The sequence below is a fragment of the Achromobacter sp. UBA2119 genome, from assembly GCF_002331005.1.
Lineage (GTDB): Bacteria > Pseudomonadota > Gammaproteobacteria > Burkholderiales > Burkholderiaceae_B > Achromobacter > Achromobacter animicus.
On record NZ_DCYD01000018.1, the window covers coordinates 106,601 to 130,529 of the forward strand.

A 23,929-nucleotide genomic window follows, 5' to 3' on the forward strand; every position below is an offset into this window, starting at 1 on the left:
CGCGGGGCAAGACTTCAAAAAGTCGGAAAGACTTTCGATTCGGTCGAAGCGCCGACGGCCGAGGGCGTCGTAAATAGCCGTCCCGATCGCTCCGAGAGCGGCCCACCACACCATAAGCACCCAGGTCGGTTGGGATAGAAATTCTTTGATCATGGTTGGTCGTCCTAATGTGGAGGCTGTACTTTACCCCGTCCACGGAGGCGTTGGCGCTCCTTTAATGATGCACTGCCGCTCGGAGTGTGCGATATATGAGGCATTTCCTCCAGCAGCTTCATCGAGTCTGCATAGGCCCGCATGGCGCGCTGCTCGTCGATCTGGTCGGCCCCGAGGGTTTCGGCGCACTCGCGCAGCTGGGCTAGAGCGCGATCCCGCTGCGTTACCAAGCCGTCTGTGTATTCCTGGTAGTCCTTTGCTGTCATCTCTAGGTGGTCGATATACGTCTGAGGCTGGCAGTACCGGCAGCCATCGCCGGCCATGAGGATCGCGAACGTGCATTTGCATTTCTCAGCCATACACGTTCCCTCCATCCTTGTGTGCAGCAATATCCCCGCCGGGGTGGATCAGATGCCCGAACGGGTCGGAGCCTACGTCTTGGGCGGTGCGTCTCTCCCCGGTCCATGGGTTGAACAGCCACGCGGTCTTGCCGTGATGCTCTCGCCATTGGGCAGCGTGGCTCGGATAGGGCTTGCTCCAGCCGGTGGCCGGGTCATACTTCATCAGCTCATTCATCTGCGCCTCCGTCCTTGTGGTCGGGGTGGGCCTGGGCGCCGATCTTTGCAGCGGCCCGGACGATGGCGCGCCGGGTGGCGGCGTAGGGGCACGACGCGCAGGCCTCGGGGAATTCTCTGTTGGTCGATGGATGCAAAGCCGAGACGTCTTCCTTCCAATGCGCGACGCTTATGCGCAGCTTTACAGCGAGCCGGAGCGCGTCGCCGTCGTCGGTGAGCGGTGCCCAGATTCCAAGGTGAGCTTCCTTCAGGTACAGGGCAGGAGACCCGCCACACAGTTCGCAGTAGGTAAAGTCCGAATATCCAGCCGCCTTCGCCGCCAGCTCCAGCAATTCGCGGTCACTCTGCATCGCTGCCTCCGCTCTTCTGCGCGCCCGGTTGCGCGGACAGGGCGGCGTCTATCTGGCGCTTCAGGTCTGCCCACGGGATGCCGCTCGTGTGGGACAAATGAACGCCATCAAACACCTCGACGCGCTTTATTCGCCACAGGCCGACAGCCATACGCCAGCGCGCGGCATCAAGGCGATCATCCAGCCCGGCGAACGCTTCTTCTATGCCGACCGCCTCGCTGGCCTGGGGCGCGGCATAGAGCGGGCCGGGATGGTCGGTGCGTCCCGTGCATCGTTTCGGCTCGTGTCCGAAGTTTCCGCAGCGTTCGCACTTTGGGACCGGCTTCGCCTCCCCGGCTACAGGGGCGCGCAGCTTGGACAGCGCCTCGATAGCAGCATCGAGGGCCTGGATCTTGGCGTCGCCGTCGTCCAGATTGTGGCGGTCCATTTCGACGCCCAGGCGCAGGTCGCGCAGCGCTTCGATCGCGCCATGCATTGCAGGGGCGTTGGTGTTGGGTGTGGTCATTTGAGCAGCGCTCCTATTAGCCATACGGCGAGATTCACGGCGATGACGCAGAGGGTGACAACGAGCGCCACCATCTCATTCCAGACGCTCACGGCCCTTGACGGCCAGACGAGGCATACGGCGCTCAAGACAGTCAGCAGCGCGGGGATCGACCACCATTGGATGGTGAGATTCATGCTGCTTTCCTCAAAAGAAGTTCGTGCGGGGCGTTGGCTTGGATCAGCGCAACGGCAGGCGGCGGGCTGACGCTGTTGCCGACCATGTGGACCTGCTGGGATTTCGTGAAGACGCGGCCGTCGTGACCATGCGTGATGATGTATCCCGGGGGGAACCCCTGCAGGTCATACAGTTCGGCCGGCGTGAGCATCCGCAGGCGGATGTCCACGATCACGTAAGGCGTGCCCTGGATATGGACGGTGACGAGCGCCAGGCGGTCGCGGGTGGTCAGCGTGCTGGCCGGTTCGCGCAGGTCGCCCCACTGGCCGCCTTCGCCGTAGTAGCGCATCAGAAACGCCGCCACCTGGAGGGCTCCGGCCTCGTCTTCAGATGCCAAGTCGTACTGCACCAGGCCAAAGCGCGCAGCGCCAGCCAAGACAGTCTGCGCCGGCTCGCGCATGTCCGAGCCAATGACGTTCTGGCTCATCGCGGTCAGGTGCGCGGCCACCAGGCCATGGTGCAGGCCCCGCGCCGCGATGACTGCAAGCGGCTCGCTGGCATCGGTGCCGGTGCTGTGCCGGCGCAGCGTCGTCAGGTGCGCAGTGATGAGCTGCTGCTGACTGCCGCTGTTCGTGATGGTCGACGCGGCCCGGCGCAGATCGTGCGCGCGTGTGGCGTTGTAGCCGCCGTTGGCCTGCACCATAAAGCCTGACGCCATGGCGTGCTTGATGCCGCCCGCAGTGACGGTGCCCAGCGGCTGATGCAGATCCAGCGCGCGGGGGGCCTGGCCTTCTCGCTCCCCGTATCCGGCCTGGATCAGGACAGGTGCAGACAGCATGAATTCGCCGCGGTGAGCTGCGGTAATAGTCTTGGCAGGCTCACGCAGATCGTAAACACGGTCCGCGCCGTGATGCGTCGCCGGCACCAGCGCGGGCGCCACGACAGCATGAGCGCCGCCGCGCGGCTTTGCCGTGATGGTGCTGATCGGCTGCCGCGTGGAATGCGACCCGTCGCGGCTCCAGTTGGCGATCGGCACGATAAACGGGTCTGCGCTATCCAGGACGTACCGCTTCAAGCCGCGCGCGATGCGGCGCATGGTGGCGTCGGCCAGCGGCTTCTTTCGGCCGAAGATCGTCTTGCCCTCGATGCTCCAGTCAATGCCTTCCGCAGCTGGGCGCCAGCCGCGCTGGCCCTTGGCGGGCTTCTTGTGGTGCGTCGCTTGCGGCCAGATGATCGGCAGGCCATCCCGGCGCGCCATCATGAAAAGGCGCGTTCTCGTCGTGCCTGCGCCGTAGTCGGCGGCGTTGAGCTCGCGCCATTCCACGATGTAGCCCATCCCGCGCAGGATCGCCACCAGGCGGTGCCAGTGCTTGCCCTGTTGCTTGGGGTCGGGCACCAGGTATTGCTGCTCCACCGGTACGCGCTCGCCCGGCGCGGCAACTGTGCCGTCCAGCTTCACGACGTGCCTGGTCGCAGGATCGCGCTTAGCGATGAGTCGGCCCCACTTCAGGATCTGGACCACGTTCTCCAGGCTGATGATGTCGGGCGTGACGGTCCCAGCCCAGCGCACAGTCACCCAGGCCAGCGCGCGGATGTTCTTGCGGCGCGGCTGCCCGCCTTTGGCTTGGCTGTGGTCGGTGCAGTCCGGGGATAGGTGTAGCCAGCCCACCGGCATGCCGTCGGTAGCCTGGCGCGGGCAGACTTCCCACACATCTGCGATGTAGTGCCGGGCCTGCGGGTGGTTCACCTCGTGCATGCTCAGTGCATCGGGGTTGTGGTTGATGGCGATGTGCACGTGCTGGCCGGTGGCCTGTTCGTAGGCGGTAGACCAGCCCCCGCCGCCGGCGAAGATGTCGACCACAATCTTGTTGTTCAGTCCGAGGACAAACTGCGGGCTCAGCATGCTCAGGCTCCGGTGATGATGGGATAGAGGAAGTACAGGACGATCGCCAGCGCGGCGGCGGTCAGGGCGCCGAGGCGCCACAGCATCCGGCGGTGAAAGGTGCGCTCGGCGTCGTCGTCGAGCGGGTCGCAGTAGTCGTTGATCACGGGCGGGCCTCCATTTCGGCCAGGATCTGCGTCTGGCGCAGCAGATCGGACGCGTCGGCCTGGGTCAGCCCGGCGCCGATGCGGCGCAGCGCGGGAATCTCTGCGTGCAGCGCGACCATCAGCGGCCGGTCGATCGGCATGCCTACTTCCAGCCGCTTGGCGAGCTGGCGAAGCGCTGTAGCCTTGAACGGGCTGCCGTGCCGCGTAGCCCACATGTCGAAGAAGTCCGCCATGCCTGCGATAGCCGGCGCGCTGGCGTACCACTCGCCGTCCGCGACGCAGTGGAAGATCGGCACGCCGCGCGCGTCCACCGTCACGGTGCCGTCGCGCTCGATCTGGTCGATGATGGCTTCCAGCGGCGCCAGGGTCTGCTGGGTCTTGATGAGCATGGGCAGACGGGCAGGGCGATCAGGCCGGCGCGTGGCGCGCACACGGGCCTGCTGCTTTTCCATCATGCGGCGCTGCTGGCGGTTCATGGCGGGAATCATGTCGTTCTCGGTATAGGGTGGCCGGCACCGGCTTCAGTGGCGTGCGGTACGATGGCCCTGCCAACTACGGGAGGGCGCTATGTCGATCTATGTGATCACCGCAGTTCGTCGAAATCCGGAAACCGGCAATGTGACGCGGGTGCTGTGGGGAATGGCTGATCCAGACGCCAACGGCTGGAACTCGCCACAGATTGAGGCCGACGCGATGGAAGCCGTCGATGCAATCATGAGTGGCGATACAGTGACCACGCGGCATGCCTCAGGTGGCTTGCATGTGGCGGGCCGGGATGTGCGCGTGGAGGTTCAAGCGGACGGTGTCGAAGTGCTTCGATCAGAGGCGTCCGATGACGTCAACCTTCGAGGTCTGGAAGACTTGCCGGAGTTTTGAGGCCGCGGCAAGGTTCGTAGCGAACGGCTGGGCTTAGAAGGGCACGTCGTCCGACATGTCAGCGAGCGTCGAGGCCTGGGTGGGCTGGGCGGCGCTGCGCGGCGGAGCTGGTTGGCTTTGCTGGCGCGGCGGTTCTGCAGCGGCCGGTTGTTGCTGCGCCGGCGCGCCACCGAACTCGATGTTTGAAACGCGGCCAACCAGCTTGGCGCCGCGTTCGCCGCCTTGGCGCTCGTAGGTTTCGATGTGCACTTCATCGATGGTGACGCTGACCTTGACGCCGGTCGTGAGGTGCGGCGCGAGCGATTCGGCGCGTTGACCCCAAAGCGAGGCGTCCACCCATTGAGTCGGTCGCTTACCGTCGGCGTCCTTCTTGCCGTAGGCAAAGACCAGCGCCAGGTTCGCCACCGGTTCACCGTTCTGCGTGTGACGGACGACAACATCGCGGCCGATGCGGGCCAAACCGAAGAGTTGAGCCATGATTACGCGGCCTCCTTGCGCAGCAGGTGTTCGTACTTGGAGACCAGACGCTCGAATGCCATCAGCTCCTCTTCCAGTTCTTCGATGGCATCGTCGTCTCGTTCGATTCGAATGATCGTGAGTTGGCGGCCGATAGGGTCCAGATCGGGCGCCCACAGGACGAGGTCGACCCATTTGCGGCCCAGCAGCCACATGGCGCCGTTGCATTGGTCGGTGTAGGCGCCGATGTCGGCGTCGACCACGGCGGTGAACAGGGTGTCGGACGAAACCATCGTCTTGATTTCGATGATGCCGTCGTCGTCAACGAGGCCATCGACGCTCACGCCGAACAGACCGTCGTCCGTCGTGATGAAACCCGCCTCCTCAACGAAGTTGCCGGTCTTCGCCTCGTAGGCGGCGCGGGCGAAAGGCTCTTGCTCGGTGCCGGTGCGCATGGCGGCATTCGCGAAGACTTCCGGCGTCCGGCCGCCGACACGCTCTCGCGCGACATCCATCGCATAGGACAGGCACTTCTTCGACGGCGCGCCGCCTTTGAGCTTGTCGCGGCAGTCCTTAAACCGGCTGCCCGTGATCACGCCGCGGCGTGCGTCCAGCCATTCCTGCGAACCCTGCGGGGCGGTGTGGATGATCAGACCCATCACTGTTTCTCCTGCTTGAGCATGGCCCGCTTGTCGGCGTAGGCCTTCTTGAACGCGGCGAACGCCGCAAGGTTGTTGGTGGCTTCGATGGCCTTGCAGCCGTCCTGCCAAGTCGACACGGCGGCGTCCAGACTGTCCGTCTGGGCCATCTTGCTGATCCATTCGTCCCGCAGATCGAAGGCGGCGTCATTCGCGCCGGCGCCGTCGTTGTCGTCGTTCTGTTCGGACAGGCCGGTGATCGCCTTGAGCGTGTAACGCTCCAAATAGGTCTTGGTGCTGGCGCGGGCTTGGATGGCGTTCTTGGCGCCGCCGGCATCAGGCGGCCCTCCCATGGACACGCTTTCCTCGTGACCGCCAACATGCCGCAAATAGCAGGTCACCTCCATCCAGTCTTTTTCGTCCTTGGTGAGTTTCCAGGACGACGACAGGCCGTGTTTCGAGAGCGCCGGCGTGACTGCGTTCACCACGTCGTGCAGCTCTGCATAGGACCTCCCTTTCAGTGGGCCGTCCGTCACATCCTTGCCCTTGATGATCTTGACCGCTTCGGCTTTGAAGGCGGCGAAGGCGGTGTCATATGCCTTCTTAGCCTCTCCCTTCTGCCAGCGCTCCTGCAGATCCATCATCTTTTCGATCTGCTCGAGCTGGGCGCCCTGGTTCAGCGCCGCCAGCATCATGCCCATCGGGGAATTGGCGGCCGGGCCGGCCATGGGTGCGGCGACTTCGCGCGCCGGTGCTTCGATAACTTCGGTCATGGCGTCCTCAATAGGTGATTCGGATGTTGGGGATCAGGCCCTTGGCGATCAACGTGACCGCCAGCTTGGCGCATTCCTCGGGCATGCCGCCGGCGACGAACGCATCCAGAGCGGCGCGGTTGATGCTTGCCTTGTGCGCCTTGTCCTCCTCGCGGCGCCGGGCCTCGGCCTCTTCTGCTGCCTTGGCGTCGGCCTGGCGCTTGATTTCCGCCTGGCGCGCGTCTTCTGCTGCCTTCTTCTCGCGCTCGATGGCTGCGAGGCGCTCCTGCTCCGCGCGTTGCTCTGCGGCGAGTTGGTCGGCCTTTGCCTTGGCGGCCGCCTTCTCGGCCTGCTCGGCTTGCAGCTTCAGTTCAAGTTCGCGGCGCTCCGCTGCGGCTTTGGCTTCCTGCTCGCGGCGGATGGCCGCTTCGCGTTCAGCCTGCGCTGCAGCTTCTGCATCTCGCCGGGCCTTTTCCTCAGCTTCGCGGGCGATGCGCTCTTCGCGGTCTTTCTGCTCGCGCGCCGCGGCCTCAGCGCGAAGGCGCGCCAGTTCGGCCTGCTCCGCGTCGTGCTTCTCGCGGGCGGCCAGCGCCTGCTGCAGCGCCTCCAGCGCGCGGGCCTTGACGCGATGCGCCTCGGGTTCGAATTCTTCCCAGGATTCATCCACCGCGCGGCCTTGCACGTCAGCGATGGTGGCGCGCAGCTCGTCCGCGTCCAGGTCGCGGTTCTCATCAGCGCGCAGCCGGAACCACTCGATGCCCTGCTGGTGGCGCTGTTGGCGCGCTTCCTCCGCCTGTTCCCACTGGTCCAGCGGCGCGCGGACCTCATCGGCCAGAGCGTCCAGCGTTTCGCGCATGCGCTTGCGCTCGGCGTCGATCTTCTTCGGGATCTCCTTCAGGCGGTCGACTTGTTCCTTGCCGATGCCGTCCAGAGCGGTCTTCACCTTGCGGACCTTGAAGGCGAGGCTGGCGATCGCGTCGCGGCCCTTCTTGGTCTTCAGGTCCGGCACGTGGCCGGTCACTTCCGCGCGGATTTTGTCCAGCCAGGGATCCAGGCCGCCCGGCTTGGAGTAGACGTCCAGGGCGGTCTCCGCCGGCGGCAGCTCGGCAAGTTGGGTTGCTTCGGTCATGTCAGTCCTTCGCGGCGACTGCGGTCTTGCCGCAGCCCTCGCAGGCGGTGAGGGTGGATTGGGCGTCCAGCGTCGGGCCAAGCACGCCGAGGGCGGCGGCCAGCACCACGACGCCGCCGGCGATGCCGACCCATTCGTAGCGGTCGAGGCGGGGCAGGGCGCGCAGGAGACGGCGGATCATCTGCATGTCAGCCCCCCATGTCCCGGTCCATGAGGTCCTGCAGATCCTCGTCGTCTTCGCGGAGCCGCTGAGCCAAGTATTCGGCTGGGCTCATGTGCGGGAATGCTGCGCGGGGCAGGCCGGCGTTGAGCCTTGGTTGCTCTCCCTTGGCCTTGGCGATTGCGGCGCAGGCGGCCCCGAGCGGGCTGTCTGCATCGCAATGGATGCCGAACTCGGCAACCATCCCTTCCAGCGCTTCCAGTAGCTCCGGCGCGGCGGCGATCAGGCGGGCGTTGGCGTAATCTTCGTCATCCGCGACTTCGGAGTGCCCAAGCGTGCTGATATGTTGGGGAAGAGGGCGGCGCGGAATCACCACGATGGTTTCGTCCACAAGGTGCGGTGCCCACGGCCCGGGCGTGTGTTTCGTCGTCATTCGTCTCTCCAGCAGCGCGACATCCAGAAGTCGCCGATCAGTGCAATCAGGTAGAGGGCGGCCGCGCCCCAGATGGCGTAGGCGGTCACAGGTAGCTCTCTGCTTCTTCCGGGTCCATTTCGGCCAGCAGGTCGTTGGCGGTCTTCTCGATGTGGGCTTCTAGCTGGCCCTGCACGAACGACTGGATGCGCGGGCTTGCGTCGGCCGCCAGGATCACCAGAGCCGCGCCGGCCTGGTTGTCGGCCAGCGCGTTCAACAGGCTCTCGCCCCAGATGCGGGCCGACAGGCCAAAGGCGCCGGCGGTCTGGTTGGACAAGCACGCACGGACCGCGGCGACTGCAAAAGCGCGGGACACGGTGGGTGCGTCTTCGTCGTACTCGTTCGACAGAGACCCGGGCGGCGCGGTGCGGGCCGGGTCGTCGCCCAGCTGTTCGAAGTGTTGGCGGGCGTTCATGTCAGTTCCGTCCTTCGTTCTCGTAGGCAGCAGCCAGGACGCCAGCGCGCGGCGCGGCGGGCATGCGGCGGGCCGCCAGCAAGCGGGCGAAGTAATGCGGGATCAGTGCCGCGCGCAGAGACAAGAAGTCCGTACCCACGTCGCACGCGACGCGCAGCGCTGCGCGGGCCGCCGGGCTGACTGGGCCGCTGAAGCGATCGCCGAACCAGAACCGACGTTCCTTGAACAGCGCGTCCTGCGCGCGCTGGCGGTTCGCTGGGTTCACGCGGTAGACCGGATGACGGTCCCGCGAGTAGTCGCGCACCACGGCGCGCAGCTTCGACACGTTCAGCAGGTATTCCTGGCCAACTGCGCCGATACGCGCGGCGCGGCGTTTGATGCGGTTCTGGTTCATGGAAGTCTCCAAGCCCCGGCACTCGGGGCGGGTTGCTCAAGCTATGAAGTACCGGGGAGATCAGTGGAAGCTCACGGCGCCGCCGTCAGCCGCCATCTCGAAGACGGCACGGAACTCGCCGTATAGCGTGTAGAAGCGCGACCCGTGATCACTGCTATGCGCCTTGGCTTTAGCGTCGAACTCAGCGAAGTCGTGGGCCAGCTTGGCGGACACGGCGGTGCCGATAGTTCCTTCGCAGTCCGAGAAGTTGATCAACTCGGCAAAAGGCCCTTGCGCGCCGTTCCAACATTCGACACAGTGACTTTCCTGATCCCTGCCGAACTGCTTGAAAGTTCCCTTGCGATACCCGGCAACTTTCGCGAGTTCTTCGCGCCAAGCGTTGTAGCCGCCATAACCAACAGAGAGGCCCACGGCGTCTTCGCCCAAGTACACCCCTCGGTTCTCGATGTCGTCAGCGCGGCCGGGGAAGTCGGGGTTGTGGTAGGCCCTGAAGTCGTACGCCAGCGGCTCTCGCGAGGTCGGGTCGATGGCGTCTCCGCCATCGTCAAACACCGCGTCAAGCTTCTTGATGCGCGCATAGGCGCTCACGTCTAAGCCCATCTCATCTCCTTTGCCATTAGGCTGATCCCCGGGGTGGGGAGGATTCATTCGTCAGCCGGCGCTCAAGGAACGGGCTGACGGATAATTCCGGGGCAGGGCACCCCTGGCTACTCCCGCTCATCGCGGCTCCAGGTAGTGCGCTGCCTCTTCAATCCCGTGCACGCCCTATGCGATCCCCACTTGGGATCAAGGCGTGTCGGTGATAGCCCCCGGTCTATTCATTCAGGCGTGGGGGATTGCCACCTGCGCTTACCGGCCGCTAGCGGCTTTAGGCGTGTTCCATGGCTTGCTGGTTGTGAAAGAGCGGGGTGTTGCCGGCGCCTCGAGAAGTTCGGAAAGGCGTTGAAGAGATGGTAGCTAACGCTACGCTTTACGGCAATAGCAAATGCTACGCTTTTTTGTAACGGACGAAAAAAAGCCCGCTCGGGGCGGGCTTCTCTACAAGCGAGGGAGGATTAGGAGGGCATTCTTACGCCCGCGCCTTTTAGCTTCTCGGTGGCGGCGTCGACCTTCGAAGAGAAGTCTTTCTGGCCGGTGACGCGCTTCACAGCTTTCATGCAGGCGGCCCCAGGCGTGGTGCATTCAGTGGGCTGAAGGTAGTCCCCAATGGCAACGACAACAGATGCCATCTTGGCCGCGACCTCATCTGAACCCACGCCGGACAGTAGGAGGTCCAGGCGCCGAACCAATTTTTTTGATTCGCGTTTTGCGACCATCTCCGCGGGCAGACAATCCTTCAACATTGCCGTGCCCATGATTGAGCCATTGCCGATACATACGAGGCGCACAAGCTGTCCTTTCTTGGCGTTCGCCGCGAAGTCTAACGCTTCGTCGGCAATGTGGGCCTGGGGTGCGTCGATTCCTTGACCCATGACGAAATAGGGTGTGTCGCCGATGCCGGATCCGATGCGATCAACTTTCCCGGAAACGAAAAGCGTCTTACGTTTGAAGTCACGATCACCGGCCACTTCGTTCGCGCGGTAGGCTTTGGCAAGATCGTTGCTCGTGACGTCCTTAATGTTCAACGCTCGGCTGATAAGTGTTTGACCACCGCCGGAAAAACTTTCAATTTCGTTGTCCACCAGGGACGAGAACAGGTTGAACTCTTGCGCCGACAACTGATACTTGTGCGATTTGCTCTTGGAGAACTCACTTACCTCCCGTTCCTGTGAGTGAACCGGAGCGGACCAAACTGCAGCAACGCCGACAGCAATGATCGCCTTCAAACAGAATAATCTGCGGATGAATGCCACTTAAGCTCCTCGTGATAAGCGCCGATAAGTTGTGACGCCGCTATAAACAGGCGGTTCGCCGCTAAGCGGTCACCGCAGCCATATGCTCGGTGACCATTTCTACCAAATACAGGTCTAGGGCACTCAGCCGCAGATTGTTGAACTCACGTTGCATGGATATTTCTTTCAGCAGCTCCCCCAGACAGACCATCATTGCAAGTTCTGTGCTCCTGCTTTGCATCTGGGCCATTGCATTCGCGCCAGAAGAAAAGGCGCAAGCCGCGAGCACAAATTTATTCGGTAGCGGTCTGTTAGGGCCGAACCATTGCGGGTTTCGATCCCAAGTAATCCCGACGAGTTTGTTCGCCAGGTCTGCCGGGCGGGCCCCGAGGTCGGACTCCTTAGCGCATACTTCAAGCAAGTTTTGTACGAGCACCGCAGCCTGGGACTTTCTGGCCGTCGCGCGGATACCAAAGAAAAGCGTCACGGACGCCTCCATTTTTCGAGTAAGTCGGGTTCGGCATCCGCGCGTGTTCCGAATGCAAATAGCGCGAGGAATGCTGCAGCGACGAGCCTAGTTCTCACTTGATGCGGACGCCTAAGCACCGGATCCACCGGTCTTCCGCATCTTCCCGCAGTCTAGCGCCAGCCCAGCAACAGCCGCTCATCCACGCCATTCCGAAGATCGTAGGGGGACCAGAGAACCGTACCGATGATACGAACCTCGCGGCCGTCATCGGTCGATAGAGGGAAGGGGTGGTATTCCGGGTCGAGATTGGTTGAAATCGCCATCCACGTCCCATCTTTCCATCGCTCGAGGCACTTGACGATCATTTCGCCGCCGCGGTTGATTGCGTAGACGAAACGCGGCTGCACCTCATCAAGTTCCACGGGGTGAATGTCCACCAGCATGGGGTTGCGGTGTCGGATCACCGGCTCCATGCTGAAACCGTTGCCGTAGCAAATCTTCATTCGCTTGATCGGACGTTTGAACGACTCGAGGAACGACCTCCGCAGCAGAATCTGACCTATCTCTGTCTCTTGGTAGTTCTCGATCCCGAGCTTGCCCGCAGCCATGCGCACGTCAAGTTCCGGGATCGGCACGAATTCATGGTCGTTCGCCGAATACCCAGAATCTTCAACATGCCCCACGTTGACAGCCTGACTGATACGTAGACCGTGAGCTTCACGCTCCATTTGTTTGGTCGTCTTTCCGCCGTCCCATGGCGCGGGTGGCAGGCCAGCGACGCGCATTGGGAATGGATCGTCAGCATGATCCATGTCGACTAGGCCGCCCGGCTTGTGGCCACCTAACGGAATGACTGTAGCGGGCGCCGGTGAGGGAGGCGGGGAAACGTTCAAACCGATCTTCAGCTGTGCGATGGCAAGCGCAAGCGCACCCTCGAGTGCTGTGAGCTGGCCCGCGGGCAGCGCGCGGACATCGGCGGCCGTGATGGTCTTGAACGGCCAATCGTTGTCGTGGGAGGCTGGGGCGGCAGGCGCCTCAACGCCCTCGACATCAAACCATCCCTTCATGCCGGGCATTGCCTCGATTGCCCACACCGTCTTCTCGGTGACCGGGCGAATTCCCGAAAGCATTTGACGAACGAAAGCCCCGTCTTTGTAGCCTAGGCGGCGGCCAAAGTCGGTCTTGTTCCCTTTAGATACGTGGTCCACGGCGGCCGATAAACGGCCCATCCTGAACTCGTTTAGCTCAACCTCATTCATGCGCGGGACAGTAGCACGCGCTACGGGTGCATTTGCTACTTGCGAAACGTAGCAAACGCTACTAGTATGCGCGTATGGACCTGAATTCATACCTGTCTTCCCCCGGCGCTCTCAGCGTGGCGCAGTTGCGCGCTCGCATGGTTGAGCTTGGATACGACGTCAAGAACGACGCGCAGATACGACAGTGGCGCACTCGCTACAAAGGTCGCCTGCCGTCGCCGGAAAACTGCATGGGTCTCGAGTTGGCTTCTGGCGGTCTCATGCGTCGCCAGGATCTTCGTCCCGATGATTTTTGGAGGACGTGGCCAGAGTTGTCCATCGGTACGGACACGAATCAGGGGGGTGCGCGCTATGCATGACTGCCTCGCACGCGCGCTCGTGGCAGTTAAAGCTGAGCGTAGATCTCTTGGAGATGCCGGCTGTCGTGGCGGTAACCGCGGCGCCCGCCAGAAAAAACGCCACCGTGCAGGCCCGGATTCAGGATGTCGTCCAGGCGTAGCCATCGCCAGCCGTTGTCCCAATCCCATTCGGAGTACGAACGATCCCAGACGAAAAGAGTGGGTGTTCCATCCTTCAAACCATATGCATACGGCTCGACAAAAATTGCCGGGCGCGAAAACGCCTCGTAATGGAGCTGAACAATGAACCGATTCCGGACTGCATCGATGAAGAAGGCGTGCTTGTCCATGCTCATGTCCCTTTGCGGTGGCACTGAATTTGAGAGTGCGAATTTTAACGGCTCGCGACACCTCTATGCACGCCATGGCCATCGATCAATGCACCGTCGCGCTCTCGCGGCCGTCCGTTGCCCACGTCATGCGGTCACGCTCGGCACACAGCTCCTGAAACAAATCCATGACCGCCTTTTCGCTCGGGTTCTCAAAGATCCGGCGGGCCAAGTCCTGGGCATTGATCAACAACTTCTCCGTTTCGGTCACGAAACACACCTCGCTCTTTGTTCATAAGGAAGTACTCGATGAGCACGCAAGAAGTATCGCCAGACCAGGTTGAAAGCACCCGCAAGATCGCTGAAAGACTTCGGAGCGAGATCGGCGGCGCAATTTCATTGTTCACGCAAGCTCGTGCAGCGGATTTCATGGGCACGTCAGCCAGCACCGTCAACCGGATCGTCGCCGACGATCTGGACAAGGTGTGCCATTTGATGGCTGCCGTGGGACTGCAATTCGCGCCGGTGGGGGCAATGGTCTACAGCAAGGAGCGCATCGAGGCGCTTGAGCTGTTCACCTACGAATACCTGCGCACCAAGGTCGAGAGCCGGAGGCACTGACATGGCCGATATCACCCTGGTCCGTCAGCAGCCCGTCCGAGCCTCCGAGCAGGAGAAGGAAGCCGCACGCCGATTGATCTTCGGCATGGTCGACGGCCTGGGTGAGCGTGGCCGCAAGCAATGGCGCCGCCTGTGGAACCAGATCGTTCGGCTGGAGCCGGGCGAGATGATGTCCATCACGACGCACAAAGAGCGCACGGGCTGGTACCACCGCAAGCACATGGCGCTGGAGTCGGCGCTGTTTGAGGCTCAGGACCGCTTTGAGGAATTCGAGGCGTTCCGCGCCTGGCTCAAGACGGGCAGCGGTTTCGTGGACTGGTACCCGGGCCCGAAGGGCGGTGTCATTCCTGTGCCGCGGTCGATCAGCTACGCGAAGCTGGAGCAGGTCGACATGGAGCAGTTCCATGATGACGCCGTGGCTTTCCTGCGCACCGCGCACGCTCAGAAAACCATGTGGCCGCACCTGTCGCCGACGCGCGCCAGCGAGATGCTGGAGATTGTTTTGCGAGGCTTCGGCGAATGAAAGGCCGCAACCCCACCGCCGAGCAGAAGCGATTCTGGGATCTGCTGGCCACGAACGTCGGCTGCGTGGCCTCGCGCATGGATGGCTTCTTCGACAGCCAGTGCTCGATCCATCACATCGACGGGCGCACCAAGCCGGATGCGCACTGGCTCGTCCTGCCGCTGTCTGCCGGCAACCATCAGGATGGCACTGGCGCGCCTGGGCGCATCGCGGTGCATCCGTGGAAGGCCCGTTTCGAATCCCGGTATGGCCGCCAACGCGACCTTCTGGTCTGGTGCATTGAACAACTGCAGTCCCAAGGCTTGGAGGTCCCCGACGGCGCGCTGCGCGCGGCGGGGATGCTGGAGCACGCATGAACTACTACCCCCACCACATCGGCGACTTCAACAGCGCCACAAGGCACCTCACGCGCCTTGAGCGGTCGGTGTACCGCGACATGCTCGACCTGTACTACGACACCGAGGCACCTCTGACCCTGGACTTGGATGTCCTGTGCCGCCTGCTTATCGCTCGTTCCAACGAAGAACGAACAGCTGTTGAACAGGTGTTGAACGAGTTCTTCACAGAAACCGACGAGGGATGGCGCCATTCGCGCTGCGATTCCGAAATCGAGAAGTATCACGCCCAGCGCGAGGCGAAATCGGCCGCGGGGAAGGCCAGTGCGGCAAAAAGAGCCCAAAAAACGCAACGACCGTTGAACACCCGTTCAACACCTGTTGAACAGCCGAACCACGACTGTGCAACTAACCAGAACCAGAACCATAACCAAGAGAAAGATATCCCCCCTACCCCCCGCAAGCGGGGGCAAGGATTCGACGCCTCTGCGATCGAGCTGCCCGACTGGCTCGACCGCGAAGACTGGGAAAGCTGGGTTGCCGACCGGAAGGCCCGCAAGAAGCCGGTCACGGAGGAGGGCGCCAAGCGTCAGCTGCAGCAGCTCGCTGGCTACCTGACCGAAGGCCATCAACCGCGCGCTGTGATCGCCAACAGCATCGCCGGGGGCTACCAGGGGCTTTTCCCGCCGAGGGCGCAGGCGCGCGCCAGCCCGCCTACCGCGGCACAGCGGCGGTCCGCGTGGTCATCCGAGTTGCGGGATGTGCTGGCTGAGGGCCAGGAACGAAGGGAAATTGACATGGGGGTGATCGATGCAAGTAGCTAACGCTCAGACCGGTTTGGGCGCTCTCGTGGTGAACGAGATGCACCTGCTGTACGGCGCCAAGTTCGCCCAGCAGTGGGAAGGCCTTACGCCCCGCGAGTTGAAGGACTCCTGGAATCAGAAGCTGGCCTGCCTCGATGAGGCCCAAGTGCGCCACGGTCTGGTTGCCTGCATGACCCGTGAATGGCCGCCCACGCTGCCGGAGTTCGTGAAGCTGTGCTGCCCCTGGATGGCGCCGGAGGTGGCGTACCACGAAGCGGTGCGCGGCATGTCCGCCCGCAAGCGCGGCGAGATCGGCATTTGGTCGCATCCCGCCGTGTACTGGGCCGCGGTCGGCGTCAGTACCGTGGATCTGCTCTCCAGCACTTACGGCTCGATCAAGACGCGTTGGGAGAAGACGTTGAGCGACGAACTGGCGAAAGGCGCGTGGCCGGATATCCCCGAGCCGCGGCAGGCGTTGCCCGCCCCTGGTCAAACGCTGGCGACCAAGGCGGAAGCGGCCGCGGCGCTGAAGAAGATGGGCGCGGACAAGGCGCTGGACCAGTCTGGCCGCAACGCGCGTCGCTGGATCGAGAAGTGGGACGAACGCATGGCCAAGGGTGAGCAGCCCACGCCCGCCATCGCGGCGATGCTGAAGCGCGCCAAGGGCGAAGCCGGCGAGGTGGCGGCATGAACCTGGATCGCCTGACCATCCGCCTGCCGTGGCCCGACACCAGCCTGATGGCGAACCGCAAGGGAGGCAAGCACTGGGGCGCCAGCCATGCCGCCAAGGTCCGCGCGCGCGAGTCTGCGTTCGTCGCCGCCAAGGAAGCGCTGGGCCGAAACAGCCTGGCCGCCGCCGGCCAGGTGCCGGTGGCGATTACCTGGGTGGCGCCCAACCGGATCCGCCGCGACCTGGACGGCCTGCTGTCGGCTGAGAAGCCGCGGCTGGACGGCATCGCCGCGGCGCTAGGCATCGATGACAGCCAGTTCAGGCCGCTCACGTTGGACGGCGCGCTGGACGCAGACAAGAAGGGCTTCGTAGTCGTGGAGATTGGACGATGAGCCGGCCTTTTTGGGGCCGTCGGCCAGAAGCGAAAAGTGGGTTTGCGGAGATTAGCGCCCCTATTCTCCGCACGGCATGCGGAGATTATCGCGCGGTGCGCGCTGGGTGGTCCGTATGACGGCCGATCTGCAGAAGTGGGAGTTCCGGGACCCGATGCTGGTCGTGATGAGCCGACAGCAGGCGGCGCTCAAGCGCTCCTGCGAAGGCTGCGCAAACGCGCGCACTGTCCAGACGCCCTTCGGCGACACGATGCGCCGCTGCCTGAAGGGCAAGCCATACGGGAAGAAATGCAAACAGTACGAGGTGGCTGATGAGTAGGCTGACGGGCGACGACCTGTTGTGGAACTGGGCCCGCTGGACCTGGTCCGGCGCGACGGTGGGCAACATGGAGGCCTATGTGTCCTGGGAAGACGATCCCCGGCCGATTCTCCATGACCATGCCCAGGTAGTGGAGGCCATGCACGCGGCGCTGCCGTGGCATGAGCGCATGGTGATCATCGCCGAGTACCCGCAGAAGAATGCCAAGTTCGGTGGCCTGGATCCGAAGGGCAGGCGCAAGGCCGCGCGCGCGTGGATTGCGACGACCACCGGCGTAGCGCTGACCGAAACCGAATACAAGCTGTACCTTGGCCTGTTCCGCGGCCAGGTCGAAAGGAGGCTGGCGTGAAGTACGCGCACGAGGTGATGGACTTGATGGGTGCGTACCCGATGCGCAGCTTCCGCATGCTCGAGCTGGTGCGCCATGTGACCCGCGGCCGGACGTTGGAGCCGCGCGAGCGGGACGCGGCGCGAAAGGCCGTGCAGCGGGTGCTTGATGCTCTGGTGGCGGCCGGATCCGTTCAGGTCAGCGCGCCGGCAGCAGCACGCGGCGCCTTCGCGGAATACTCCGTGTCCCACAAGTGGGACATGAACCCGCCAAAAGTGGGACGGGAAGTGGGACAATTCTCCCGGGCTCTTGCGCCTTGAAGAAACAGGGCGACGTTTCTGTCAGTTTTGCCTATGACGTTTGGGGATCCTTGTGGAAGAATGAGCTTTCCACCCCCTTTAAGGATCAAGAAATGACGCCGAAGTTCGTGCAGATTGCCATCGCACCCCCCAAGCCGGATACGACCTATTTCGTGGTTATCGGCCTCGATACGGAAGGGAATGTTTGGAAAGGTCGGGTCGCCGGGACAAATACAGAGTTGGTGGAAGGATGGCAACCGCTGACCGAGCCGCGATAGTTTCTTTGCACTGATGTGGCCGCCTTCGGGCGGCTTTTTTGTTTCACGATGACTCCAGCCCGGTAGTTCGCTGGACTGCGACGTAGCCCGATACAGCAGGTTTATCAATAGCTTACGCGCTTCCATCATATGCCGGTGCTTTCTGAAACTTGACCCGGTTCTCCCTCGCGCCGCTCCTATCTGGCTCCTGGAATCCGGGTCGTTCCAAGGAGTCATCATGGCAAAGATCAAGCTCACCAAGACCGCCGTAGAGTCGGCGCAACCCCAGGCGAAGGACATCGAACTACGGGATACCGTCGTGCCCGGCTTCCTTTGCAAGATTACCTCGACGGGACGCCGGGTGTTCATGCTCCAGTACCGCACGAACTCTGGCCAGCCCCGCAAGCCCTCGCTGGGACTCTACGGGGAGCTAACCGTCGAACAGGCGCGGGTCAAAGCGCAGGACTGGCTGGCCGAGGTTCGCCGGGGTGGTGATCCCGGCGGTGCCAAGGCCGAGGCGCGCAAGGCGCCCACGATGGCCGAGTTGTGCAAAAAGTTCATGGAGGACTACTCCAAGAAGCGCAACAAGGTCAGCACGCAGGACGGCTACCAGGGCGTCATCGACCGCAACATCATCCCGCTGCTGGGCCGCAAGAAGGTGCATGACGTGAAGCGGCCCGACATTGCGGGGCTCATGGAAAAGCTGGCCTACAAGCCGACCGAGGCCAACAAGACCTTCGGCGTGCTGCGCAAGATGTTCAACTTGGCCGAAGTCTGGGGCTTCCGCCCGGACGGCACGAATCCGTGCCGCCACGTCCCGATGTACCCGCCGGGCAAGGAAACCCGGCTCATCGTGGACGAGGAAATGGTGCGGATCTTCCGCCAGTTGGAGAAACTGGAGGCGGAGGGGCTGGAGAACTACGTCATCCCGTTGGCGATCCGGCTGCAATTCGAGTTTGCGGCGCGGCGCTCCGAAATCTGCCCGCTCGAATGGAGCTGGCTGGACTTCGAGAACCGGCGCGTGGTGTGGCCCGACAGCAAGGTTGGCGGCATTTCCAAGCCCATGAGCGAGGAAGCCTATCGGCTGCTTTCGACGGCGCCGCGTCTGGAAGGCTGCCCTTACGTCCTGCCGTCGCCGAACGACCCGGCCAAGCACCTGACCTTTGGCGAGCACTATGGCGGCTGGTGCCGGACGCTCAAGGCCGCCAGCGTGCCGCACGTAGGCACGCACGGCATCCGTCATCGCTCGACCACCGACATTGCCAATTCCGGTGTGCCGACCAAAGTGGGAATGAAGCTGACGGGCCACAAGACCGTGGCGATGTTCATGCACTACGTCCACACCGAGGACAAGCCGGTGCGCGAGGCGGCCGAGCTGGTGGCCAGCCGCCGCCAAGCCATCACGGGCGCGCGGCAGCTTGCGGAGGCGGTGGCATGAACGGGCGCCGGCCATCAGCAGCATCGCTCGCAGCGCCCGCGGCGCTGCTGGGCGACATTCGGGCACTGATCGAGGCGGCGCGCTTGCGCGCCGCCTCGACGGTGAATAGCGAGCTTACGATGCTCTACTGGCGCATCGGCCAACGCATCCACACGCAGGTCTTGGACAGGCGCCGGGGCGCCTACGGCAAGGAAGTTCTGCCCACCTTGGCTGCGCAGTTGGTGGAGGAGTACGGCAGCAGCTTTGCAGAGCAGAACTTGCGCCGCATGGTGCAGTTCGCCGCCACCTTCCCCGACGAGCGAATTCTCGTATCACTGATACGAGAATTGAGCTGGACGCACTTCATCGCCCTGATGCCGCTGAAAGACCCGCTCCAGCGGGACTACTACGCACAGATGGCCAGCACCCAACGCTGGAGCGTGCGGACGCTGCGCGAGCGTATCGACTCGATGCTGTACGAGCGCACGGCGCTTTCCCAAAAGCCGGAAGAAACCATAGCGCAGGAGTTGGCGACCCTGCGCGATGCGCAGCGCATGTCGCCGGCCCTGGTCATGCGCGACCCGTACATCCTCGACTTCCTGGGCCTGCGGGACACTTGGCAGGAAGGCGACTTGGAAGCGGCGATCATCCGTGAAATGGAGTCCTTCCTGCTGGAGCTGGGCGCGGGCTTCTCATTCGTCGCCCGGCAGAAGCGCATTCCGATCGACGACGAGGATTTCCACCTTGACCTTCTGTTCTACAACCGCAAGCTGCGGCGGCTGGTTGCGGTGGAGTTGAAGGTAGGTGACTTCAAGGCGGCCTACAAAGGGCAGATGGAGCTTTACCTTCGGTGGCTAGACAAGCACGAACGGGAGCCGGAGGAAGCCTCGCCGCTCGGGATCATCCTTTGCACCGGCAAGAAGCGCGAGCAGATCGAATTGCTGGAGCTGGACAAGTCCGGCATCCACGTTGCCGAGTATCTGACCGCCTTGCCGCCGAGGGGCGTGCTGGTGGAGCGGCTGCAACAGGCAACGCAACGGGCGCAGTTGCAAATCGAGCAGCGCAAGACGGACAACGAGTAGTCCTGTCCCAAGCAGTCGGGCGTCCCGGCGTGCCGCCGTCGCGCTGTCGTGCTGCGCATCGAGCTTCGCTGCGCGAGTCTCGCCCCTGTCGGGCTTCCATCACTGACGCCTCCGTCCCGGCTCGTTGATCCGGGCCTGCGCGCTCCGCTTGCCAAAAATCGACTCTGTGCAGTGGGCGGGTGTGGGCGGTCTTGCTGTTCCCTTCACCGTATCACGGCGTTCTCGCCGTCAAGGGCGGCGCGCGCCATGCGCGCTTGCGTCCTGGCGGCCGTCTGCGACCCCTGACTGCTTGCGCTGCGCCGTGCTGCCGCCGGTTCCGGGCAATTCCGCCCGAGCAACCGGAGCACGATCATGTCGCAACTGTCCTTTCCCTCGTTCGATTCCTGTCTGCTGGTGCGCGACGCGCACGGGCGCTATCTACCGGCATCGGCCGACGACATTCTGGAAGCTGCGCGCCAGGTCATTGACCGGAAAATGCGGCGCGGAGCAGAGTTCACTTCGCCGGCGGCGGTCAAGGAATACTTGCGTACAAAGTTGGCCAGCTTCGAGCATGAGGTGTTCGTAGTGCTGTTCATGGATACGCGCCATCGTCTGATCGAATACAGGGAGATGTTCCACGGCACTATTGACGGTGCGTCGGTGTATCCGCGCGAAGTGGTCAAGGAGGCGCTGCGGCTCAATGCGGCGGCGGTCGTCGTTTCGCACAACCATCCGAGCGGAAACCCCGAGCCGAGCGCGGCTGACCGGGCGCTGACCCAGCGGCTCAAGGAAGCGTTGGGTCTGGTGGACGTGCGCGTGCTCGATCACATCATCGTTGCGGGCAACGAAACGGCATCGTTCGCCGAGCATGGGCTGATCTAGCCCAAGGGGCTTCGGCCCCTTTTTGCTGCGCCTGGTGGCATAGCTATGGCCCTCGCGGCCTGATGCTCAGGCCGTCGCAACCTGAATCATCTCGTCGTAATGTTTCTTGTCCACCTCTTCCAGCCACTGGAAGATGTTCCCGATGACGCTGTGGCTTTCGCCTGCCAAGTTTTCTGCGGATTCCTCTGTTATCTCAATAACGTCGCTATGTGAATACTTATTGATAAAGCGGTAGATTTTTTCTTTAAGCTCTGGTGTCGTGATGGTGCAATCTTTTAGGCCAGCCTCCATCAATTGACTAATGTCGCTTCGACGCCTTGGATATTTGAAGGTGAAAAACGATTCAACAAGCTTTCGGGCGAGGTTGGCGGTCAAGAACGCCTCATCTCGATTGAGTGTTGTGTGCGCCCTATATTCGTAGAGCTTCTTGAAGATATAGTGGTACTCGGAACCGTAGTTCTTGAGTGAGTCGTCGGCATCCACAAGTAGGGAGTGACGAGGGGAGCCAGGTGGCGCATCCAGGCGATAAAAGAAGCAATTCTCGGCGTTGCCTTTTTTGACTCGATTCCTATTGGTGCCAGTGAACCAGTCTCTCACTAGCTTAAAGTAAGTGAAGTTGTGAGTCAGCACAAAAAGTTGCTTGGCTTCAGTGCATTGCGTTCTCAAAAACGAGTAGGCGTGAAACAAGTGATTAGAATCAAAGCTTGAGACCGGATCGTCAACGACGACGATCGTATCCTTGATGTTATTTCCATTTTCTTTGAGCTTCGTGATGAAATAGACAAATGCAATCGCAGTTTTCTCACCTTCGCTCAAATTCCCATCGTGCTCACCAACCCCGTTTCTGATGATCTCATAGCCTTTCTTCTTCTGATTGAAGTTCAGGCAAAGCTCAGAGCGGCCAATGAAGCGATGCAGGATGTCATTGAACTCCTTTGCCCCGACCGTTTCATTCGAGAGCGCCGCTTCTATGGCTCCGACCTCTAGACTAATTTTTTCAATTTCCTTATGGTCGTTCTTTGCTTCTGACTCAAGGTCATTGCACTTCTTCTCACTTCCAGCATAGTCAAACTCTTGCACCTCAGCCGCAGCAAAGTGAAGCTCCAGTGCCACCTTGCTTTTTGAGGTCTCAGATTTGAAATTTGAAGTCTTATTGTTGTGCTTTCCAACGAGAGCAACAATCGATTTCAGGATGTCATTGAAATTGGTGACATCGTCTTCAACCACATCCGAGATCTGAATGTCTGTCTTCCCAGGGTCTGTGATCTTGGCCTTCAGGGCTTCCCGCCAGGCGTCGATTTGCTGGTCGATCTTTTCAGCAGCAGTTGCGTAGTCCTTTTGAAGCTTCTCTGCCTCGGCCGATAGTTCTTTATAAAACTCGGTCGATGCGGGAAACTGATTAGCTGGAGCGCCTTGAGATTCAATCCATGTCGCCGCGTTCTGAAGTCGGCTCTGAAACTCCGTGAACTCCTTGCTGAAGTGGGCAGCAAGCGCCTCGGCACGAAGCTGGGCGAACGGAGAGCCGCAGAACTCGCAGGATTGCGAGTCGTGGTTTTTATGGATTTCCAAGCCTGCTTGAACCCATTCGCGGATTTCCGGGTTATCGGTCAGCCGCTGGATTGCTTGATTGACCGCCGTAGTCCCAATCAAATCTCTGATGCGGCCCGCCGCTTTCTTAAAGTAGTCCGGCTCAATGGCCGTTGAGGCGAAAGCAATGCTTGGAAGCTGATCTGGCTTGGCGGCATTCGTAAGGTCGATAACCCTCTCATCTGGAAGAACCGACTCCGCCTTGATAATTGTCTCGCCGTTATTCTGTATGAAGTTGAAGAGCTTGCGGCGGTCGTAATTCAAGTAATAACTGTCGCTCGTATCAATCGCCTGAAGTCCAAGCTTCATTTTCTTGGCAGCATTGGTCAGGAACTTCTCTAATGCCTCACGCTGCTTCTTGATATCGCTTTGCTTGTCGTCGTGAGCCTTCTTTTTCGACTGAAGCTCGCTCTTCAGCTTCTCCAGCTTCTGCAAGTCATCAATCTTCTCTTTCGCAATAAGAAGGATGCTCTTTACGGATTTGTCCCAATCAATGTTCTCATGCACGAAGCGTTGATTGAAAACATGAATATTCAATTGGGATGAGTGGAGTGTGGATTCCGTGATCGTTGAGCCATCCTCCAGAACTACTGAAAATTGGCCCGTGCTGAAGCGGGGAACCATCGAGCGAAGCTCAAAGCAAGAGAATAGATTCGATAACGTTGACTTGCCTGTTCCATTCCAACCATAGACCAGGTTGTACCGGCCGAACTTTTGGATCTTCGTTCCATTGAAGTCGCTGAAGATTCCGAACTGTTTGAGGCGGTTGATGCAGACAATCATCTCTATATCTCCGTGTTCTTGCTTTCCCATCATTTGCTTGCGAAACAAATGGTAAACGAAGAGTCCTCTTGCGTCTCCGCTTCGCGGATCGCGCTGCTCCAGGTTCGCTAGTCGCTCATCCCTGGCGGGACTGGCTTCGCCAGCCTTCCGCATCGCTGACGCCTACGGCCCGGCTTCCAGCTTCGGGCCTGCGCGCTTCGCTTGCGTGCGGTCAGCACAAAGGGATGGCCGTTGCCTTGTCCAGCCGTCTCCCCTGACTTCATCACCTTACCCGCGACCGTAGCCCGCGACCGTGTGCCGTCAAGGCGCGCAGGGCCGTGTCCTCGGCTGCGCCTGCGGGCCGCA

The 23,929-nt window shown here is 61.8% G+C and carries 37 protein-coding genes; 14 read left to right on the forward strand and 23 right to left on the reverse strand.

All coding sequences use genetic code 11. The features are described 5' to 3' along the window. Window positions 1-164 precede the first annotated feature (164 nt). Genes B3098_RS21325 through B3098_RS21360 form a run of 8 tightly spaced genes read right to left on the reverse strand, consistent with a single transcriptional unit; the run spans window position 165 to window position 4,276 of the window. Complete coding sequence (locus tag B3098_RS21325; protein WP_286898825.1) at window positions 165-512, reverse strand: hypothetical protein; 348 nt, start codon at window positions 510-512, stop codon at window positions 165-167. Continuing rightward, window positions 505-729 (reverse strand): hypothetical protein, encoded by a 225-nt coding sequence (locus tag B3098_RS21330; protein WP_286898826.1) that lies wholly within the window; start codon window positions 727-729, stop codon window positions 505-507. The genes B3098_RS21325 and B3098_RS21330 overlap by 8 nt, the downstream gene beginning before the upstream one ends. Then, window positions 722-1,078: a hypothetical protein gene (locus B3098_RS21335; protein WP_286898827.1), complete on the reverse strand. Its 357-nt coding sequence runs from the start codon at window positions 1,076-1,078 to the stop codon at window positions 722-724. The genes B3098_RS21330 and B3098_RS21335 overlap by 8 nt, the downstream gene beginning before the upstream one ends. Further along, window positions 1,068-1,583 carry a hypothetical protein gene (locus tag B3098_RS21340; protein ID WP_286898828.1) on the reverse strand — a complete coding sequence of 172 codons (516 nt, stop codon included), beginning with the start codon at window positions 1,581-1,583 and terminating at the stop codon, window positions 1,068-1,070. The genes B3098_RS21335 and B3098_RS21340 overlap by 11 nt, the downstream gene beginning before the upstream one ends. Further along, the gene (locus tag B3098_RS21345; RefSeq protein ID WP_286898829.1) at window positions 1,580-1,759 is read right to left on the reverse strand and encodes a hypothetical protein; all 180 of its coding nucleotides are present in this window, start codon (window positions 1,757-1,759) and stop codon (window positions 1,580-1,582) included. The genes B3098_RS21340 and B3098_RS21345 overlap by 4 nt, the downstream gene beginning before the upstream one ends. Continuing rightward, window positions 1,756-3,642: a DNA cytosine methyltransferase gene (locus B3098_RS21350; protein ID WP_286898830.1), complete on the reverse strand. Its 1,887-nt coding sequence runs from the start codon at window positions 3,640-3,642 to the stop codon at window positions 1,756-1,758. The genes B3098_RS21345 and B3098_RS21350 overlap by 4 nt, the downstream gene beginning before the upstream one ends. A gap of 2 nt (window positions 3,643-3,644) precedes the next feature. Then, window positions 3,645-3,788 carry a hypothetical protein gene (locus tag B3098_RS21355; protein WP_286898832.1) on the reverse strand — a complete coding sequence of 48 codons (144 nt, stop codon included), beginning with the start codon at window positions 3,786-3,788 and terminating at the stop codon, window positions 3,645-3,647. Then, the gene (locus B3098_RS21360; RefSeq protein WP_286898834.1) at window positions 3,785-4,276 is read right to left on the reverse strand and encodes a hypothetical protein; all 492 of its coding nucleotides are present in this window, start codon (window positions 4,274-4,276) and stop codon (window positions 3,785-3,787) included. Before B3098_RS21360 ends, B3098_RS21355 begins: the two co-directional genes overlap by 4 nt. A 79-nt stretch (window positions 4,277-4,355) precedes the next feature. On the opposite strand from B3098_RS21360, the gene B3098_RS21365 reads away from it, so the two are divergent. After that, window positions 4,356-4,664, forward strand: coding sequence for a carbohydrate isomerase (locus tag B3098_RS21365; RefSeq protein ID WP_286898835.1), 309 nt, complete (start codon window positions 4,356-4,358; stop codon window positions 4,662-4,664). A gap of 33 nt (window positions 4,665-4,697) precedes the next feature. Here B3098_RS21365 and B3098_RS21370 read toward each other — a convergent pair whose 3' ends face one another. From B3098_RS21370 to B3098_RS21435, 14 genes are all read right to left on the reverse strand, one after another. Further along, window positions 4,698-5,141 carry a single-stranded DNA-binding protein gene (locus B3098_RS21370; RefSeq protein WP_286898836.1) on the reverse strand — a complete coding sequence of 148 codons (444 nt, stop codon included), beginning with the start codon at window positions 5,139-5,141 and terminating at the stop codon, window positions 4,698-4,700. Between the two features lie 2 nt (window positions 5,142-5,143). Further along, window positions 5,144-5,779, reverse strand: a complete 636-nt coding sequence (locus tag B3098_RS21375) for a lambda exonuclease family protein (RefSeq protein WP_286898837.1) — start codon at window positions 5,777-5,779, stop codon at window positions 5,144-5,146. Continuing rightward, window positions 5,779-6,531, reverse strand: coding sequence for an ERF family protein (locus B3098_RS21380; protein WP_286898838.1), 753 nt, complete (start codon window positions 6,529-6,531; stop codon window positions 5,779-5,781). Before B3098_RS21380 ends, B3098_RS21375 begins: the two co-directional genes overlap by 1 nt. Window positions 6,532-6,538: 7 nt before the next feature. After that, window positions 6,539-7,639, reverse strand: a complete 1,101-nt coding sequence (locus tag B3098_RS21385; protein ID WP_286898840.1) for a hypothetical protein — start codon at window positions 7,637-7,639, stop codon at window positions 6,539-6,541. Window position 7,640: 1 nt separating this feature from the next. Next, on the reverse strand, window positions 7,641-7,826 hold the full coding sequence (locus tag B3098_RS21390) for a hypothetical protein (RefSeq protein WP_286898842.1): 186 nt from the start codon (window positions 7,824-7,826) through the stop codon (window positions 7,641-7,643). A 1-nt stretch (window position 7,827) separates the two neighbouring features. Then, entirely contained in the window at window positions 7,828-8,232 is a 405-nt protein-coding gene (locus tag B3098_RS21395) for a hypothetical protein (RefSeq protein WP_286898843.1), read from the reverse strand. Between the two features lie 85 nt (window positions 8,233-8,317). Next, the gene (locus B3098_RS21400) at window positions 8,318-8,686 is read right to left on the reverse strand and encodes a hypothetical protein (protein WP_286898844.1); all 369 of its coding nucleotides are present in this window, start codon (window positions 8,684-8,686) and stop codon (window positions 8,318-8,320) included. Between the two features lies 1 nt (window position 8,687). Continuing rightward, a complete protein-coding gene (locus B3098_RS21405) occupies window positions 8,688-9,080 on the reverse strand; it encodes a hypothetical protein (RefSeq protein WP_286898845.1) in 393 nt (130 codons plus the stop codon). Between the two features lie 60 nt (window positions 9,081-9,140). Beyond that, a complete protein-coding gene (locus tag B3098_RS21410) occupies window positions 9,141-9,680 on the reverse strand; it encodes a hypothetical protein (RefSeq protein ID WP_286898846.1) in 540 nt (179 codons plus the stop codon). 455 nt (window positions 9,681-10,135) lie between these two features. Beyond that, window positions 10,136-10,933 (reverse strand): OB-fold protein, encoded by a 798-nt coding sequence (locus B3098_RS21415; protein WP_286898847.1) that lies wholly within the window; start codon window positions 10,931-10,933, stop codon window positions 10,136-10,138. Between the two features lie 61 nt (window positions 10,934-10,994). Next, window positions 10,995-11,399: a hypothetical protein gene (locus B3098_RS21420; RefSeq protein WP_286898848.1), complete on the reverse strand. Its 405-nt coding sequence runs from the start codon at window positions 11,397-11,399 to the stop codon at window positions 10,995-10,997. A gap of 152 nt (window positions 11,400-11,551) precedes the next feature. Next, window positions 11,552-12,610 carry a S24 family peptidase gene (locus tag B3098_RS21425; protein WP_286898849.1) on the reverse strand — a complete coding sequence of 353 codons (1,059 nt, stop codon included), beginning with the start codon at window positions 12,608-12,610 and terminating at the stop codon, window positions 11,552-11,554. Between the two features lie 415 nt (window positions 12,611-13,025). Next, entirely contained in the window at window positions 13,026-13,334 is a 309-nt protein-coding gene (locus B3098_RS21430) for a hypothetical protein (RefSeq protein WP_286898850.1), read from the reverse strand. Window positions 13,335-13,413: 79 nt separating this feature from the next. Beyond that, a complete protein-coding gene (locus B3098_RS21435; RefSeq protein ID WP_286898851.1) occupies window positions 13,414-13,578 on the reverse strand; it encodes a hypothetical protein in 165 nt (54 codons plus the stop codon). A gap of 38 nt (window positions 13,579-13,616) precedes the next feature. Here B3098_RS21435 and B3098_RS21440 point away from each other — a divergent pair, with 38 nt between their 5' ends. From B3098_RS21440 to radC, 13 genes are all read left to right on the forward strand, one after another. Beyond that, the gene (locus B3098_RS21440) at window positions 13,617-13,928 is read left to right on the forward strand and encodes a MarR family transcriptional regulator (protein WP_286898852.1); all 312 of its coding nucleotides are present in this window, start codon (window positions 13,617-13,619) and stop codon (window positions 13,926-13,928) included. A gap of 1 nt (window position 13,929) precedes the next feature. Then, entirely contained in the window at window positions 13,930-14,451 is a 522-nt protein-coding gene (locus B3098_RS21445; RefSeq protein WP_286898853.1) for a DUF1367 family protein, read from the forward strand. Further along, entirely contained in the window at window positions 14,448-14,807 is a 360-nt protein-coding gene (locus B3098_RS21450; RefSeq protein ID WP_286898855.1) for a Ref family recombination enhancement nuclease, read from the forward strand. The genes B3098_RS21445 and B3098_RS21450 overlap by 4 nt, the downstream gene beginning before the upstream one ends. Next, a complete protein-coding gene (locus B3098_RS21455; protein WP_286898856.1) occupies window positions 14,804-15,610 on the forward strand; it encodes a YdaU family protein in 807 nt (268 codons plus the stop codon). Before B3098_RS21450 ends, B3098_RS21455 begins: the two co-directional genes overlap by 4 nt. After that, window positions 15,597-16,280, forward strand: coding sequence for a hypothetical protein (locus tag B3098_RS21460; RefSeq protein ID WP_286898857.1), 684 nt, complete (start codon window positions 15,597-15,599; stop codon window positions 16,278-16,280). The genes B3098_RS21455 and B3098_RS21460 overlap by 14 nt, the downstream gene beginning before the upstream one ends. Beyond that, a complete protein-coding gene (locus tag B3098_RS21465; protein ID WP_286898858.1) occupies window positions 16,277-16,651 on the forward strand; it encodes a hypothetical protein in 375 nt (124 codons plus the stop codon). The genes B3098_RS21460 and B3098_RS21465 overlap by 4 nt, the downstream gene beginning before the upstream one ends. Window positions 16,652-16,766: 115 nt before the next feature. After that, a complete protein-coding gene (locus B3098_RS21470; protein ID WP_062841998.1) occupies window positions 16,767-16,970 on the forward strand; it encodes a hypothetical protein in 204 nt (67 codons plus the stop codon). Next, window positions 16,963-17,319 carry a hypothetical protein gene (locus B3098_RS21475; protein WP_286898859.1) on the forward strand — a complete coding sequence of 119 codons (357 nt, stop codon included), beginning with the start codon at window positions 16,963-16,965 and terminating at the stop codon, window positions 17,317-17,319. Before B3098_RS21470 ends, B3098_RS21475 begins: the two co-directional genes overlap by 8 nt. Further along, window positions 17,316-17,618 (forward strand): hypothetical protein, encoded by a 303-nt coding sequence (locus B3098_RS21480; RefSeq protein ID WP_286898860.1) that lies wholly within the window; start codon window positions 17,316-17,318, stop codon window positions 17,616-17,618. Before B3098_RS21475 ends, B3098_RS21480 begins: the two co-directional genes overlap by 4 nt. Next, window positions 17,615-17,875 carry a hypothetical protein gene (locus tag B3098_RS21485; RefSeq protein WP_286898861.1) on the forward strand — a complete coding sequence of 87 codons (261 nt, stop codon included), beginning with the start codon at window positions 17,615-17,617 and terminating at the stop codon, window positions 17,873-17,875. The genes B3098_RS21480 and B3098_RS21485 overlap by 4 nt, the downstream gene beginning before the upstream one ends. Window positions 17,876-18,092: 217 nt before the next feature. Next, the gene (locus tag B3098_RS21490) at window positions 18,093-19,292 is read left to right on the forward strand and encodes a tyrosine-type recombinase/integrase (RefSeq protein ID WP_001062689.1); all 1,200 of its coding nucleotides are present in this window, start codon (window positions 18,093-18,095) and stop codon (window positions 19,290-19,292) included. Then, the gene (locus B3098_RS21495; protein ID WP_003092331.1) at window positions 19,289-20,353 is read left to right on the forward strand and encodes a PDDEXK nuclease domain-containing protein; all 1,065 of its coding nucleotides are present in this window, start codon (window positions 19,289-19,291) and stop codon (window positions 20,351-20,353) included. Before B3098_RS21490 ends, B3098_RS21495 begins: the two co-directional genes overlap by 4 nt. Before the next feature lie 351 nt (window positions 20,354-20,704). Continuing rightward, window positions 20,705-21,214 carry a RadC family protein gene (gene radC, locus B3098_RS21500; RefSeq protein ID WP_003092330.1) on the forward strand — a complete coding sequence of 170 codons (510 nt, stop codon included), beginning with the start codon at window positions 20,705-20,707 and terminating at the stop codon, window positions 21,212-21,214. A gap of 66 nt (window positions 21,215-21,280) precedes the next feature. On the opposite strand, the gene B3098_RS21505 is transcribed toward radC, so the two are convergent. Then, the gene (locus tag B3098_RS21505; protein WP_001223964.1) at window positions 21,281-23,737 is read right to left on the reverse strand and encodes an ATP-binding protein; all 2,457 of its coding nucleotides are present in this window, start codon (window positions 23,735-23,737) and stop codon (window positions 21,281-21,283) included. Window positions 23,738-23,929 lie beyond the last annotated feature (192 nt).